The organism is Brachyspira pilosicoli P43/6/78 (assembly GCF_000325665.1).
GTDB classification, from domain to species: domain Bacteria; phylum Spirochaetota; class Brachyspiria; order Brachyspirales; family Brachyspiraceae; genus Brachyspira; species Brachyspira pilosicoli.
The window spans coordinates 1714143-1728566 of sequence record NC_019908.1 but is presented as its reverse complement, the minus strand read 5'-3'; the positions used below and the strand labels follow the sequence as shown (position 1 = coordinate 1728566).

Sequence of the window (14424 nt, the reverse complement as noted above, 5' to 3'; positions counted from 1 at the left end):
AAACAAAAAAATAAAAAAACATATTATTATATAGGCACTATAATTTTAATAGCAGTGTTATTTTATTTACTATTTATGTTTTATAATTTAAAAAATTCTTCTTTTGATATAAACAAAAAAGACAATGAAGGGCTTACAGTTTTGATGCATGCTTTATCTGATAATAATTTAAATAAAAACGAAATAAAAAAACTAATATTAGATAACAGAAAAAAAATTGATTATACATTAAAAGACAGTAACGGAAGAAACATTTTGATGTATGCTGTGTTTTATGGGGACAGTGATATTATAAAAGACATTGCAAAACAAATTGATAATATTAATGAAAAAGATAATGATGGAAGAACAGCTTTGCATTTAGCAGCACAATATGGAAAATATGAAGCCGTTGCAACGCTTGTAGAATTAGGAGCAGACATTAACATTAAAGACAATCTTTCATTAAAACCAATAGACATAGCAGAGTTTGAAGGTTTTGAAGATATATATAATTATTTACAAAGCAAATCAAATTAATCTTATTTTTTATTATTCTTAATTATTGAAAATTAAATATATAATTATTTTATAAAAACTTATATAATTAATAATCTATCATAAAAAATTATTTCTTAAGGCTTAAGTTATGGAAATTAGGGTATTAAAATATTTTTTAACAACTATAAGAGAGGGAAACATTACTAAAGCGGCAAAATATCTTAATCTCACTCAGCCTAATTTATCCAGACAGATAAACATGCTTGAAAGAGATATTGGTCATAAACTTTTTGAAAGAAAGCATAACAATATTATTCTCACACCTGAGGGCATTTTACTAAAAAAGAGAGCAGAAGAAATAATAAACATGGTAGATAAAACCAGAGCAGAGTTTAATTTTACTGATAAGGTGATAGCGGGGGATATATTTATTGGTGCTGGTGAGACTTGGGCTATGAGTTTAGTTGCATCAGTGATGAAAGATGTGCAAAGTGATTATTCGCATATAAGATATAATATTTACAGCGGTAATTTTCAAGACATTACAGAAAAGCTTGATAAGGGGTTACTTGATTTTGGATTATTAATTGACCCTGCTGATTTATCTAAATATGATTATTTAAAAATTCCTCTAAAAGATACTTGGGGATTAGCTATGAGAAAAGATTCTCCTTTATCAAATAAAAAGAATATAACAAAAAGAGATTTATTGAATATTCCTTTGATAATTTCAAGGCAAGTAATAGAAACAGAAATAGAGGATAATGATTTTTCAAGGTGGTTTTCTGATACTTTTGATAATCTTAATATAACGGCAACTTATAACCTAATTTATAATGCTTTGATTATGGTTAGTGAAGGTATGGGTTATGCTTTATGTTTGGACAAGTTAATAGACAATATGTATCATCAAAATATATGTTTTATACCTTTAAAACCAAAATTAGAATCTGGTATTAATATTGTATGGAAGAAGAATCAGGAGTTTTCAAGGGCATCAAAAATATTTTTGGATAGACTTACAAATAAATTTAAAATTTAATCTATAATGCACGGTAGAAAAAATTATAAAATATAAGTCAATTTCTATTTTTTATATAGTTATAAAATTAAAACTGTTAAAACGTGCGGTGTACAATACAGCAAATTTAAAAAACGCTTGGGTGGGTGCTAACAAATTCTAATTAAACAAAAAATATAAAAAAATTTCTAATATAAAATTAAATTATAAAATCTAGAGGGTGGGGAGAGAAAATAAAATTTTAAAATTTATTTACGCTTGCCCGCCCTTTATGCTTTATTGTTTAAATAGTTATTTTTTATTTTTATTTATCTAAGAGTTTAAACTGAAAATATAACGCCCGCCCAAGTTTTATTTAAACTCAAAATTCACTACACCGTGCGGTGAGAAAAATTATAAAAATATAATTCTAATTTATAGCGAAAAATTTTTAGTTTGTTAAAATTTATGTTTTTTATTTTTAATATTTGCAGGGCTTTGCCCCGCACCCCACTTCTTTTGTTGCCACAAAGAAGCAAAAAGGCTAATTTTAGTTTAGTTTTAATAATTTATCTTTATATAAAATAAATACTGAAAATATAGAACTTGTCAAGGCATTATTTTAATTTATGATTAACATACCGCACGGTGAGTAAAATTATAAGAAATAGATTAATTAATAATTATAATTTTTATTATAAATAAGTGTTTGTTTACCGTGCGTTATTTGATTATAATTACAAATAAAAAATCCAAGTATTATAAAATAACACTTGGATTAAAGAGAAAATTAGTTATAAAGGTCTATTAATTATTTTAGATTTTCAGTAAAGAATTGTGATAATTTTTCAAAAGGAATTTTCTCCATATTATCATATAAATCAACATGGTCAGCATCTTCTACTATTACTAATTCTTTTGGCTCTAATGCTTCTTTATAAACATCTTCAGAATAGTATCTTGAATGTGCTTTGTCACCCGCTACCAAAAGTATAGGAGTAGGAGAAACATCTTTAATATTAGCCATTAAAGGGAAATTCCAAAATGATATAGGCATTGTAGCAGTCCAAGAAGTAACAAAGTTTATAGCACGAGGGTGATAAGCTCTTTTAGCATAATAGTTGTAAAATGCAGCAAATACTGGGTCAGCATTTTCTGGAAGCTCTTCAGGCACAACCATAGCAGAAGCTTGTATATTATTATTAGCATCAAAAGTAGGTTCATGATTTCCTAAAGCATAAGTTTTGCTTTCTGCATCTTTCCAACGCTGTTCGCTTAAATATTCTCTTATTATTCTTCTTTGTTCAGGTGTATAATAGTCTTGATGTCCTTTACTCATATCTCTTGACATATCATACATTGAAAGAGTTGCAACAGCTTTTATTCTAGTGTCAGTTCCAGCAGCAGTTATGGCCATTCCAGAAAGTCCGCAAATACCTATTACACCAATGCGGTTTCTATCTACATAATCAAGTAAACCCAAATAATCTATAGCAGCACTATAATCTTCTGTAAATATATCAGGGGAAGAAGTGTTTCTTACATCGCCTCCGCTTTCACCTGTAAAAGATGGGTCAAATGCTAAAGCAACAAAACCATAAGTAGCCATTTCTTGAGCATATAATCCTGAAGCTTGTTCTTTAACTGCTCCAAATGGTCCAGATACAACTATTGCAGGATTTTTTTGATTAGTATAATTTTCTGGTAAATATAAATCTCCTGCTATTTCTATACCATAACGATTTTTAAATTTTACTTTTTTCATTTCTATGTTTGTGTAAATTTTAAATACTCTTGTATCCATTTCATCTCCTCCTTTAGATTGATTATTTTGGTTATTTTGTGATTGATTACAAGATATTAAAAAAGCTAGTATCAAAGTTACTGATAATATTATTTTTTTCATTTAACACTCCTTATTTTTTTATTTAAATCTTTATTATAAATTTCTTATAATTTTAGCAGGCACTCCTCCAACTATCACATTAGAAGGCACATCTTTATTAACCAAAGCACCAGCAGCTATTATTGAGTTGTCTCCTATAGTTACTCCACCAAGTATATTCACTCCAGACCCTATCCAAACATTATTTCCTATCACTACTTTTGACGGATATGTTGTGCTTCTATGCTCTAAATCAAAACCATGATTTAAAGTTGATATAGTAACATTCATTCCAAGAAATACATTGTCTCCTATAGTTATTCCTCCTCTGTCTTGAAATGAGCAGCCGCAATTAAAAAATACATTCTTTCCAATTTTAATGTTTCTTCCAAAGTCGCTGTAAAATGGCGGGAAGCATGTAAAAACTTTCATCTATATTTTCACCTGTTAGCTTTTCAAATAATTTTCTTACTTCTTCTGGAGTGTGATAACTATTATTAATTTCCATACATGTTTTTATTGCATTTTGTGCACATTCATGCAAAAATGGTGATAGCTCTTTATCAATGCTCGATACAGGATTTCCTTCTTTGCAGTATTTTATAAACTCTTCGATATTCATGTGTTTATTCCTTATTTTGATATTTATATTAATTGATTTTATTTTATAAAGAAAATGTATTATATCAAATATTTATGAGTTATATCTTTTTATGCCTAAAAGGTATAGTAGTTATATTAAACTTTGATATTCATTTTATTAAATGAATTTGCTTTTTTATCTCTTTTGTATAATACTTATTATATAGCGTTTATTATATTTAAATGTTGAATGTAATAAATTATCTTAAAAATAAGGATTTGCGATGATAGAAAATTTTATACCTAATAAAAAAGTATTCGTATTTGATACAAATGTTATACTGCATGATTTTAAGTCAATATTTTCTTTTGAAGAAACTAATATTGTTATACCTATTACAGTTTTGGAAGAGGTTGATAAGTTCAAAAAAGGAAGCGATACAATTAATTTTAATGCGAGAGAGTTTATAAGAGAGCTTGATGCTATAGTTGAAAAAAATGAAAAAACTGAAGGGGTAAAAGATATATTCAAAAAAGGTGCTTTGCTTGATAATAAAAGTAAGGTATTTGTTGATGTTAATAACGAAGAGAAAGAAGATTTTAAAAAGATATTTGCAGGAAACATACCTGACCATAAAATACTATCTTGTGCATACAATTTGAAATCTGAAAATCATAGAGTAGTTCTCATTACAAAAGATATCAATATGAGAATGAAGGCAAGAAGTTTAGGTATAGATACTCAAGATTATAACACTGATAAAATTGATAAATTATCTTCATTGTTTACTGGTATAGAAAGTATCTCTGGTGACAATGCACGTGTTTATATAAAAGAGCTTAAAGATAATAAACAAATAGGCGTTAAAGAAGAGCATTCAATTTATCCTAACACATATTTTTGTTATAGAGTAAATGAAGAAGATGAAGCTGTGATAGGTAAATATAAAGATGATACTAATACAATAGTTTATGTTGATAGTGATATTAATGCTTATGGAATAAAGCCAAGAAATGAAGAGCAAGCTATGGCTTTAGATGTTTTACTTGATAATGATATACCTTTAGTTACAATAATGGGTAAAGCTGGTACTGGTAAAACACTTTTAGCTCTTGCTGCTGCTTTAGAAAAAAGAAGAGAGTACAGGCAAATACTTTTAGCCCGTCCAATAGTTGCACTTTCTAATAAAGATTTAGGTTTTTTACCTGGAGATGTTAACAGCAAATTAGACCCTTATATGCAGCCTTTATTTGATAACCTTTCAGTAATACAGCATATACATTCTGATGATAGTGATGAAAGCAAGAACATTAAAAAAATGCTTGAAAATGAAAAGATAGTAATTTCTCCTTTAGCATATATTAGAGGAAGAAGTTTAAATAGAATATATTTTATAGTAGATGAAGCACAAAACCTCACTCCTCATGAAATAAAAACTATTATTACAAGAGCAGGCGAAGGAACAAAAATAGTTTTCACAGGAGACATTCACCAGATAGATACTCCTTATTTGGACGAAAGAAACAATGGACTTACTTATTTGATAGACAGAACCAAAGGAGAAGTTTTAAGCGGAACTGTAACGCTTGAAAAAGGAGAGCGTTCAAAACTTGCCGAGCTTGCTGCGAACGTATTATAAAAATATTAAATAATAGCAAAGCATAAAGTGTACTGGTTAATATTATACTTTATGCTTTTTTATTTTAAAAAAATGTTTTTTAACAGTATTATAATTTTGTAAATAAATGTAGGAATGATATTAAAAAATTATAATATCATATTGTAATTAACTTTGTTAAATATAATTAAGGATTTTAGTTTATGTTTAAGAATATTGTAATATATCTTTTAATAATTCTTAGCTTTATAAGCTGTAGTGCGAATAATCCAAATAGTCCAAATGAAAAAAATAATAACAGCACTAATAAAACTGTTACTTTGAATGATGTAAAAACTACATTAAACTCGGTTGCAGATTTTACTGAACAAGGCTATACATTTGTATTTAAAGATGAGTTTAATGATTTATCAGCTAATAATACCGCTGTAAATATAAATGTTACAGGAACAGGTGTTCAGAATGTTTCAGATTTGATGTCATCAATTGTAATACATATTTCATCTATATTGATAGCTAAATATAGTTATATTAGTGTTAGTTATATAGAGCCTATTAACACTGAAACTTCTAATGAAAAACTTACAGAGTTAACATTTACTATAAAATCTAACGATGAGAGTAAAGTTATATTTTCAGAAGATTCTAAATTTATATCAAATGTAGGTATAACTCTTAAGTTTATATATGCTGCTCAATAATAAGTTATTTAGATTTCATAAATTAGCAGTTTTGCAACTTTGACGAAGTCCGCACAGCGACTGAAAGGAGTCCTTCAGGGCGACTGAAAGGAGTGCCTGTAGGTATGGGTACAAAGGTTGGAAAAATAACAATAAAAAAGTTAATTAATTTTTATAAATATTGTCTATCATATATTTTAATTTTGTTGCTTCTATTTGTCCTGGTGCCGATGCTCTTTTAGCGGAAGCAAATGTAATTACAGAGTAGAATAGTCTTGTTATAACTCCTTCTTCTCCCATTGATATTGTTATGATCGGTATATTGTTTATTTCATTATGAAGCTCTAATAATGTTAATACATCTTTTTGTTTTTTTGGAGTGTAGGCTACTTTTGCTATATCAGCTTTTAATTTTATCATTTTTTTTATTCTATGAATTATTTCAAGCTTATTTGGAGTTTTATTAAAGTCATGATTAGAAAGAATGGTTTTTATATTTTCTTTTTTTGATAGTTTTATTAATTCTTTTATATCATTTTCTTTTATAGTTAATAATTCTATATCTATAATTGAGAATAATTTTTTATCTATGATTGTTTTATAAATATTAATCATACTGTCATATGTATTAGATTTTATATTTAGATTTCCGCCTTCTTTAACACTTCTTAAAGTAAATATTATAGGTTTTGTTGTGCATTTTTTTATCTCTTTAGAAAGCTCTTCTATATTGTTGTCACTGTCTTCATAAAAGTCTGCACGCCATTCTATTAAATCTATTGGAAGTTTATCTATATCTTTTATATATTTTATAACATCCTTTTTATGTTTCTCTATAACAGGAATACATATTTTAGGAACACCATCACCAATATTAAGATTTTTTACTTTAATCATAATAACTCCGCTAATATTTTTTAATTAAATATTATATTTTTTATATAATCTACAGGCATCTTTTTAGAAGTCCACATCTCAAAAGCCAATGCCCCCTGATATAAAAGCATACCCATTCCATTAATTATTTTACAATTTTCTTTTTCTGCTATTTGCAGCAATTTTGTTTTTGCTGGGCTATATATACAATCGGCAACAATTAAATCATCTCTAAAAAATGTTTTATCTTCTATAATTGAAGCATCTTCTTTCATACCAACACTTGTAGCATTAATTAATAATTTACTTTTGTCTATTTGTTTTTTTAATTCTTTTTTATTATCCAAAGTATAAAGCTCTATTTTGCAATTAGTTTTATCTTGAATATTGTCTATTATCTTTTTTTGTTCAGTCCAATTATTATCTCTTTTAAAAACAGATATTTCTTTTACACCGTAAAGAGCAAACTCTGTAATTATAGAAATAGAAGCTCCTCCAATGCCAAGTATTGTAACATCGCTATTTTTTATATTAACATTTTCTTCTTCAAGCGATTTTATAAAACCTTTTCCATCTGTAGAATGACCTGTTAAAACTCCATTATCATTAACTATAGTGTTTACGCTTTGAGAGAGTCTTGCAGATTCTGAAATATTATCCAAATACTGTATAACTTCTTTTTTATTTGGCATAGATAAATTAACGCCTCTCATATTAAGAGTTTTTATAGAGGCTACAGCTTCTTTTAAATTATTTTTATCTACTTCAAAAGCTAAATATACATAATCTAATGATAGTTTTTCAAAAGATTTATTATGCATGATTGGGGATAAACTGTGTTTGCAAGGTGAAGCAAAAAGTGCTGTTAATGTTGTTTTTGCTGTTATATTCATTTTTTAATTATCCTGTATATTCTTCTATATATCTTTTCATCAGCAATTTTATTGTATCTTTATCGGCATCGAGTGAGGCTATATCGAATGCATCAATCATTATTTTACGCTCTTCTGGTGTTAAACATTGTACAGGGTCTTTAGCTATAAATAATTTTTTATACTGTGAAGGTATTAGAGTTTCATCGTCCATAAGAATCTCTTCGTATAATTTTTCACCTTCTCTTATACCTGTAAATATTATAGGAATATCTTTTTCTGTAAGACCATACATCTTAAGCATATTTTTTGCCAAATCTAATATTTTTACAGGCTTACCCATATCCAAAGTAAATATAACTCCATCATTAAGCGTACAAGCTTTTATTACTAGTCTTGCTGCTTCTCTTATTGACATAAAAAATCTAACCATTTCTGGGTGCGTAACTGTTAGAGGTTTTCCTTCTCTAATCTGCCTTTCAAATACTGGTATTACACTTCCGCTGCTTCCAAGAACATTACCAAACCTTGTTATCTTAAACTTAGTTATATTTTGTTCATGCGAGAGTGACATTATCATTCTTTCGCATATTCTTTTGCTTGCCCCCATAAGTGATGTTGGACGAACGGCTTTATCTGTTGATATAAATATAAAGTTTTTAATATTGTTTTTGATTGCTAATGTAGCTATATTTTCTGTTGCTAATATATTATTTTTTATTGCTTCTTCCGGATATTCTTCCATAAATGGCAGATGCTTATGTGCTGCTGCATGAAATATTATATCTGGATTTTCTTGTTTTAATATTTTATCTACTTTTACATAATCTCTAACATTAGATATAATATATTTAAACTTATGTTTGTTTTTTTCATTTTTTCTATCATTTAAAGACATTATAAGGCTATGTATTGCACCTTCAGAATTATCTAAAGCCATTACTTTTTTTACAGGAAGAGTTACTAACTGTCTTACAAGCTCGCTTCCTATAGAGCCCCCACCTCCTGTAACTAGTATTGTTTTATCTTTATAATAATCCGATATCTCTTTTTCATCAAAACCAATCTCTTCTCTTCCAAGTAAATCTGATGGTTCAATGTTTCTAATATCTTTAATAGAAGCATTTCCTTTTATTATCTCAAAAAAACAAGGGAGTATTTTATATTTTATGCCTGTAGGATATATTATATCTAGTATTTCAAGAAGTTCTTTTTGTTTAAGTGTAGGTATTGCTATAATAATTTCTTCTAGTTCTATATTGTCATTTTTATATTTGTTTATAATTTTTTCTATGTCTTTAACTTTGCCTTCAACTTTTATAGTATGATTATAAATATTAATTTCTTTTTTATTTTCATCATCATCTAAAAAGCATAGTATATTATATTCATTATTTTCGTCTGATGTCAATATTTCAGAAGCAAGAGTCTCTCCAGCATTGCCAGCTCCGATAATAACAATATTTTTTTTATCCATTAAGTATCCCAAAATTATTTTTTAATAATTAATTATAGTATATATTTGTTATTATACAAGTTATTTAATTTATTTACCGCACGGTGAAAGATTTTTAATAATATAATAAAAGTTGTATTTTAATTTCATTTATATTTATGTGTAAATTTAGCGTGCGTAGTGTTTATTCTGTTTTTAATTGTTTGTAAAATATATTAATTTAAACTGTACAAAAACTTGACAAATACCACTATAAAAATATAATGAGTGTATTATATTATAAGGACATAGAATGATAAAAAATATTATATCAGATATAGGAAACGTACTGTTTAAATTTGATGTAGTTGATTTTCTTTATAAACATACTAATAGAGTAGATGATGTAGATGAGTTTTTAGATAATACCATAAGAGATAAAAATTGGAGCTTAATGGATAAAGGAGATTTATCATTCAATAATGCCAAAGACTATTTTTTACATGCTTGTCCAAAATATAAATTTATATTAAAAGAAATATTTGATTCCAATTTATCTGCTGTATTATCTATACATCATAATATAGAATTATTGAAAGAGTATAAGTTAAAAGGATATAATATATATTATTTATCAAATATGCCGGTTGAAACTTTTAATACAATAAGAAAAAAAACTGATTTTTTTGATAAAACATGTTCTGGCGGTATAATTTCTGCTGATGTAAAAATTATTAAACCAACCAAGGCTATATATGAATTATTACTTAGAAAATACAAATTAAATGCAAAAGAATGTTTATTTATAGATGATAATTTTGATAATGTTGCAGCAGCTGAGCAAGTAGGAATAAAATCTATACATTTAAAAAATATAGATGATTTATCTTTGGAATTAAAAAATATAGAGTATTATGAAAATAATTAAAGAGCTTTTTTTCAAAATAAAAAATCGCTATGGCGGTTTATATTTATCAATAGTTTCTATATTTATATTGTTAGATTTAATTGCTTCTTTATATATAAGCAGTTTTGTATATGAGCCTAATACTAGCAATTTGCTGTATATGTTTTTTACACTATTTGTGCCTTCATCAAGCATTATAGTTGGTATAATAACAATTATTAAATTTGTATTAGAAGCTCTCAAAAAAAAAGAAGGCTCTCATCTCAAGCTTGCTATGGTATCAATCATGGCTTTTATGACTGTTATTACAAGTTTAGTTATTAGTAAGATGTCATATTATATTATAGAGTCTAATCTAAACCTATTTACAAATAAGAGTATTAATGATTCTCTTTCATATATAATAGAGGTTTCTAATGATGATATAATTAATAAACAAAATAGCATATTAAATAGTATATCAAATGTTTCTATGAATTATTTAAATAATATAGATTTGTCTGATACTGCCAAAATAAGTAATATAATATATAGAGATAATATTTTTACTAATATAATTTTTGTTTCTAATTCATATTACGGCTATAGTACTATTTTATTTAATTCTCAAAACTATGTTCCTCTTGATATTAATTATAGATTTTCTCTAGATAAAATTACATTTGCAAATAGTGAATACAATGGACTATTTTATATTAATGCTATAGTTCCTTTAAGAGATGTAAATCATTATGCTATTATTTTTGATAGTATGCCTAGCAATTATATTAATGTTAGAAACAATGCTTTAAATGCTTTTAGAATATACAACTCTATTAACATGTTTACCGGAGAGTTTTCTATAGTTTTAAAACTTTTGTATGTTTTTATATTGGGTATATCAACATTTATATCTATTATTTTTGGTATAATATTTTCTAGTTTTATAACAAGACCTATAAGTTTGCTTCTTAATGCTACAAACTCTATTATTAATTCAGATTTTAATATAGAGATGAAATTTTCTGGGGTTCATGACCTTAGAAACTTGATATATAGATTTAATGTTATGGCAAGGGCTTTGAAATATCATAGGGATAAAGAGAAAATAAGAGTGTCATTAGAGACTTGGAAGGAAGCTGCTATTAAGGTTGCACATGAAATAAAAAATCCGCTTATGCCTATTATGATGAATGCTGAGTTAATTGAAAAGAGATTAAAAAATAATATGTCTGATGATGATTTGGATAAAATAAGAAAGTATGTTAATACTATTATTAAAAATTCTAATAGCATTTTATCTCTGGTAAAATCATTTTCAGAGTTTTCTTTTAATATTAAACTCTCAGATGAAAAAGAATCTATTAACGATGTTCTTATTGAAGTTTTTGATTCTTTTAAAAATATGCAAAATGTTAAGTTTCAAACATCATTTTCTAAAATAGATTGTTTTATTAATATGGATAGAGATAAGCTTCTTATTGCTTTTAGAAATTTAATAAAAAATGCTATAGAGGCTATGGATAATAATAATAAAGAATCTTTAATATATTTATCTAGCTATCATGAAGTTTTAGATGGAGAAGAGTTTTTTACTGTCAGTGTTACAGATACTGGCAATGGTATAGAAAAAAAAGATTTGAGAAGAATATTTGAACCATATTTTACTTCCAAAGATAAAGGTACTGGTATAGGTCTTGCTATAGTAGAAAAAATTATTAGCGAACATAATGGCAGAATAGATGTTGATTCTATAATTGGAGAAGGTACTACATTTTTTATTAGATTTGAAGTGTAAAATTTTTATTTAACTAAATCTTGTATTATTTTATTAATATTAGAATTGTTATTAATGTATTTTATATTTAACTTCTTTGCTTCTTCTTTTAAGCTTTTATCTATATTTTCTGATATGAAGAATATTTTGAAATCCAATTCATTATTTACTTTTTTTAATTCAGTAATAAACTCTATAACATTAATCCATACTAAATTAGGATTAAATATTAAAGTATCTATATTATACTTATATATTTTACTCATAAGTTCATATAAATTTTCTGCAGTTAATACTTTTATAGAAGAACTTTCAAGTAAGGCTTTGGTTTTATTTAGGGTAATACCATCATCATCTACTAGTATAACAGTATTTTCTTTCATAAATAATCCGAGGAATTAGGAATTACATTTACCGAGAGAGGGAATCGAACCCTCACTGAGTTGCCCCAATCAGATTTTGAGTCTGACGTGTCTACCAATTTCACCATCTCGGCTTAAAAAACAGTTACATTATAGTATATAATTATATAAAAATCAAGTATATTTTTATGTTTGCTAATGTAGACTTATATATTAATGTGATAAATAACACAATATGTTGTTTATTATATATATTTAGGATTTAAAAAAATTCTACAATAAGTATTGATATTTATAAGAAAATTGTATATTATAATAAATTTTATATAAAAAAGATTAAAGGAGTCGATTATGAGTCATCAACACAGAGGGCAGTGGGGTACTCGTGCAGGATTTATATTAGCTGCTATAGGTTCTGCTGTTGGTTTGGGTAATATATGGCGTTTCCCATATATGGTAGCATCTAATGGCGGCGGAGCATTTATGATAGTATTCCTCATTGCTATGCTTACTGCTGGTATACCTATTATGATATTAGAGTTTTCTATTGGTCATAAAACACATAGGAGTGCACCTGGAGCTTTAAAATTCCTTAATACAAAATGGGAATGGTTAGGTTGGCTTCAAGTATTTACTTGTTTTGCTATAGTTATTTATTATTCTGTTATTATAGCTTGGTCATTATCTTATGGATTATTTTCACTTCAAGGATTAAAATGGGGAACTGATACTGCTGCTTTTTTCACTGGTGAATATTTAAAATTAGAAAGCGGTTTTTCTCTTGGAAGTTTTAATTTAAGTGTGGCTATTCCTTTAATTATTGTTTGGGTAATAATATTTGCTTCTGTTATAGGCGGGGTTAAAGATGGTATAGAAAAAGCTAATAAAATTTTTATGCCTTTGCTTGCTATACTTGTAGTAATTATACTTATTAGAGGTATTACTTTACCTGGTGCTTTAGCAGGACTTGATTATATGTTTAAGCCTGATTTTTCTAAATTGCTTAATCCTCAAGTATGGATTGCTGCTTATGGTCAAGTATTTTATAGTATGTCTGTTGCTTTTGGTATAATGATTACATATTCTAGTTATTTGCCTGATGATTCTGATATTGCTAATAACGCTTTTATGACTGGTTTTGCTGATACTAGCTTTAGTTTATTTGCTGGTTTAACTGTATTTAGCATAATGGGTTATATGGCTTATTCTCAAGGTAAAGAAGTTGCTGAGGTTGCTGGAAGCGGTGGTATAGGTTTGGCTTTCATGGTATTCCCTGAGGCTATTAATGCTTTACCTGGTTTAAATGGAATATTTGGTTTAGTATTCTTCTTAGTACTTTCTTTTGCAGGACTTACTTCTGCTATATCACTTGCTGAGGTTGTTATATCTTCTTTTATAGATAAGTTCCATTTCAACAGAAAAAAAGTTGCTGTTATAGTAATATTAATACAGGGCTTAATTTCTATGGTTTATGCTACAGGAAGCGGTTTGAACATACTTGATATAGTAGATGCTTTCCTTAATAATTATAACATAGTAGTAAGCGGTCTTATAGAGATAGTATTAGTTGCTTGGGTATACAAATTGGGCGATTTCAAAGAGCTTATTAATAAAGTAAGTGAGTTTAAAGTTGGATTATGGTGGGATTTCTGTTTGAAGTTTTTAACTCCAATATTCTTAGCTATAATGTTGGCTTTAAAACTTATAAACGATTTCCAAAAACCTTATGGAAACTATCCTCAAGCTGCTTTAATAATATTAGGTTGGTCTATGCCTATATTGGCTTTTATAGTTGGTATTATACTAGCCAAACTTAAAGACAGAACTTTAAATAGTTAATAGGAGGTATTGATATATGAGTCCAGATTCTGCAATATTTATGGCACTTAGCCTTATAGTAATATGGGGCGGGTTTATATTTTTTGTAAGCATAGGTGCTAGAAAGAAATAAAAAGAAATAATTAAAAATA

Annotated in this window: 15 protein-coding genes and 1 tRNA gene; 8 read left to right on the top strand and 8 right to left on the bottom strand. The window is 26.9% G+C overall.

The window, feature by feature from the left end; genetic code table 11:
• The first annotated feature begins 75 nt into the window (after positions 1-75).
• Complete coding sequence (locus BPP43_RS07680; protein WP_015274625.1) at positions 76-519, top strand: ankyrin repeat domain-containing protein; 444 nt, start codon at positions 76-78, stop codon at positions 517-519.
• Between the two features lie 109 nt (positions 520-628).
• On the top strand, positions 629-1522 hold the full coding sequence (locus BPP43_RS07675; protein ID WP_013244304.1) for a LysR family transcriptional regulator: 894 nt from the start codon (positions 629-631) through the stop codon (positions 1520-1522).
• Positions 1523-2291: 769 nt separating this feature from the next.
• Here the strand turns inward: BPP43_RS07675 and BPP43_RS07670 are convergent.
• From BPP43_RS07670 to BPP43_RS12300, 3 genes are read right to left on the bottom strand one after another with little or no spacing between them, the layout of a single operon-like run.
• Positions 2292-3386, bottom strand: a complete 1095-nt coding sequence (locus tag BPP43_RS07670; protein ID WP_015274624.1) for an alpha/beta hydrolase — start codon at positions 3384-3386, stop codon at positions 2292-2294.
• A gap of 33 nt (positions 3387-3419) precedes the next feature.
• The gene (locus BPP43_RS07665; protein ID WP_252832297.1) at positions 3420-3797 is read right to left on the bottom strand and encodes a DapH/DapD/GlmU-related protein; all 378 of its coding nucleotides are present in this window, start codon (positions 3795-3797) and stop codon (positions 3420-3422) included.
• The gene (locus BPP43_RS12300) at positions 3742-3987 is read right to left on the bottom strand and encodes a hypothetical protein (protein ID WP_252832296.1); all 246 of its coding nucleotides are present in this window, start codon (positions 3985-3987) and stop codon (positions 3742-3744) included. The genes BPP43_RS07665 and BPP43_RS12300 overlap by 56 nt, the downstream gene beginning before the upstream one ends.
• A 244-nt stretch (positions 3988-4231) precedes the next feature.
• Here BPP43_RS12300 and BPP43_RS07660 point away from each other — a divergent pair, with 244 nt between their 5' ends.
• A complete protein-coding gene (locus BPP43_RS07660) occupies positions 4232-5587 on the top strand; it encodes a PhoH family protein (protein ID WP_013244307.1) in 1356 nt (451 codons plus the stop codon).
• 182 nt (positions 5588-5769) lie between these two features.
• Positions 5770-6267 (top strand): hypothetical protein, encoded by a 498-nt coding sequence (locus BPP43_RS07655; RefSeq protein WP_015274623.1) that lies wholly within the window; start codon positions 5770-5772, stop codon positions 6265-6267.
• Between the two features lie 144 nt (positions 6268-6411).
• On the opposite strand, the gene aroD is transcribed toward BPP43_RS07655, so the two are convergent.
• From aroD to BPP43_RS07640, 3 genes are read right to left on the bottom strand one after another with little or no spacing between them, the layout of a single operon-like run.
• On the bottom strand, positions 6412-7143 hold the full coding sequence (aroD, locus tag BPP43_RS07650; RefSeq protein ID WP_015274622.1) for a type I 3-dehydroquinate dehydratase: 732 nt from the start codon (positions 7141-7143) through the stop codon (positions 6412-6414).
• A 20-nt stretch (positions 7144-7163) separates the two neighbouring features.
• On the bottom strand, positions 7164-8015 hold the full coding sequence (aroE, locus tag BPP43_RS07645) for a shikimate dehydrogenase (RefSeq protein ID WP_013244312.1): 852 nt from the start codon (positions 8013-8015) through the stop codon (positions 7164-7166).
• Between the two features lie 7 nt (positions 8016-8022).
• Complete coding sequence (locus BPP43_RS07640; protein WP_472264996.1) at positions 8023-9483, bottom strand: polysaccharide biosynthesis protein; 1461 nt, start codon at positions 9481-9483, stop codon at positions 8023-8025.
• Positions 9484-9742: 259 nt separating this feature from the next.
• Between BPP43_RS07640 and BPP43_RS07635 the strand changes: the two genes are divergently transcribed.
• Together BPP43_RS07635 and BPP43_RS07630 are read left to right on the top strand one after the other, a co-directional pair.
• Positions 9743-10357, top strand: a complete 615-nt coding sequence (locus BPP43_RS07635; RefSeq protein ID WP_013244314.1) for an HAD family hydrolase — start codon at positions 9743-9745, stop codon at positions 10355-10357.
• On the top strand, positions 10344-12113 hold the full coding sequence (locus BPP43_RS07630; RefSeq protein WP_015274621.1) for a sensor histidine kinase: 1770 nt from the start codon (positions 10344-10346) through the stop codon (positions 12111-12113). Before BPP43_RS07635 ends, BPP43_RS07630 begins: the two co-directional genes overlap by 14 nt.
• Before the next feature lie 5 nt (positions 12114-12118).
• Here the strand turns inward: BPP43_RS07630 and BPP43_RS07625 are convergent, their stop codons facing one another.
• Positions 12119-12475 (bottom strand): response regulator, encoded by a 357-nt coding sequence (locus BPP43_RS07625; RefSeq protein WP_013244316.1) that lies wholly within the window; start codon positions 12473-12475, stop codon positions 12119-12121.
• A 29-nt stretch (positions 12476-12504) separates the two neighbouring features.
• Positions 12505-12588: transfer RNA gene (locus BPP43_RS07620), tRNA-Leu, on the bottom strand.
• 217 nt (positions 12589-12805) lie between these two features.
• Between BPP43_RS07620 and BPP43_RS07615 the strand changes: the two genes are divergently transcribed.
• Both BPP43_RS07615 and BPP43_RS11670 read left to right on the top strand, forming a co-directional pair.
• Positions 12806-14293 carry a sodium-dependent transporter gene (locus BPP43_RS07615; protein ID WP_013244317.1) on the top strand — a complete coding sequence of 496 codons (1488 nt, stop codon included), beginning with the start codon at positions 12806-12808 and terminating at the stop codon, positions 14291-14293.
• Positions 14294-14309: 16 nt separating this feature from the next.
• Entirely contained in the window at positions 14310-14405 is a 96-nt protein-coding gene (locus BPP43_RS11670; protein WP_014932180.1) for a MetS family NSS transporter small subunit, read from the top strand.
• Positions 14406-14424 lie beyond the last annotated feature (19 nt).

Bases quoted from the DNA above. Each gene is read 5' to 3' on its own strand.
- BPP43_RS07680 (WP_015274625.1), top strand. From the start codon at position 76: ATGTTTTATAATTTAAAAAATTCTTCTTTTGATATAAACAAAAAAGAC.
- BPP43_RS07675 (WP_013244304.1), top strand. From the start codon at position 629: ATGGAAATTAGGGTATTAAAATATTTTTTAACAACTATAAGAGAGGGA.
- BPP43_RS07670 (WP_015274624.1), bottom strand. From the start codon at position 3,386: ATGAAAAAAATAATATTATCAGTAACTTTGATACTAGCTTTTTTAATA.
- BPP43_RS07665 (WP_252832297.1), bottom strand. From the start codon at position 3,797: ATGAAAGTTTTTACATGCTTCCCGCCATTTTACAGCGACTTTGGAAGA.
- BPP43_RS12300 (WP_252832296.1), bottom strand. From the start codon at position 3,987: ATGAATATCGAAGAGTTTATAAAATACTGCAAAGAAGGAAATCCTGTA.
- BPP43_RS07660 (WP_013244307.1), top strand. From the start codon at position 4,232: ATGATAGAAAATTTTATACCTAATAAAAAAGTATTCGTATTTGATACA.
- BPP43_RS07655 (WP_015274623.1), top strand. From the start codon at position 5,770: ATGTTTAAGAATATTGTAATATATCTTTTAATAATTCTTAGCTTTATA.
- aroD (WP_015274622.1), bottom strand. From the start codon at position 7,143: ATGATTAAAGTAAAAAATCTTAATATTGGTGATGGTGTTCCTAAAATA.
- aroE (WP_013244312.1), bottom strand. From the start codon at position 8,015: ATGAATATAACAGCAAAAACAACATTAACAGCACTTTTTGCTTCACCT.
- BPP43_RS07635 (WP_013244314.1), top strand. From the start codon at position 9,743: ATGATAAAAAATATTATATCAGATATAGGAAACGTACTGTTTAAATTT.
- BPP43_RS07630 (WP_015274621.1), top strand. From the start codon at position 10,344: ATGAAAATAATTAAAGAGCTTTTTTTCAAAATAAAAAATCGCTATGGC.
- BPP43_RS07625 (WP_013244316.1), bottom strand. From the start codon at position 12,475: ATGAAAGAAAATACTGTTATACTAGTAGATGATGATGGTATTACCCTA.
- BPP43_RS07615 (WP_013244317.1), top strand. From the start codon at position 12,806: ATGAGTCATCAACACAGAGGGCAGTGGGGTACTCGTGCAGGATTTATA.
- BPP43_RS11670 (WP_014932180.1), top strand. From the start codon at position 14,310: ATGAGTCCAGATTCTGCAATATTTATGGCACTTAGCCTTATAGTAATA.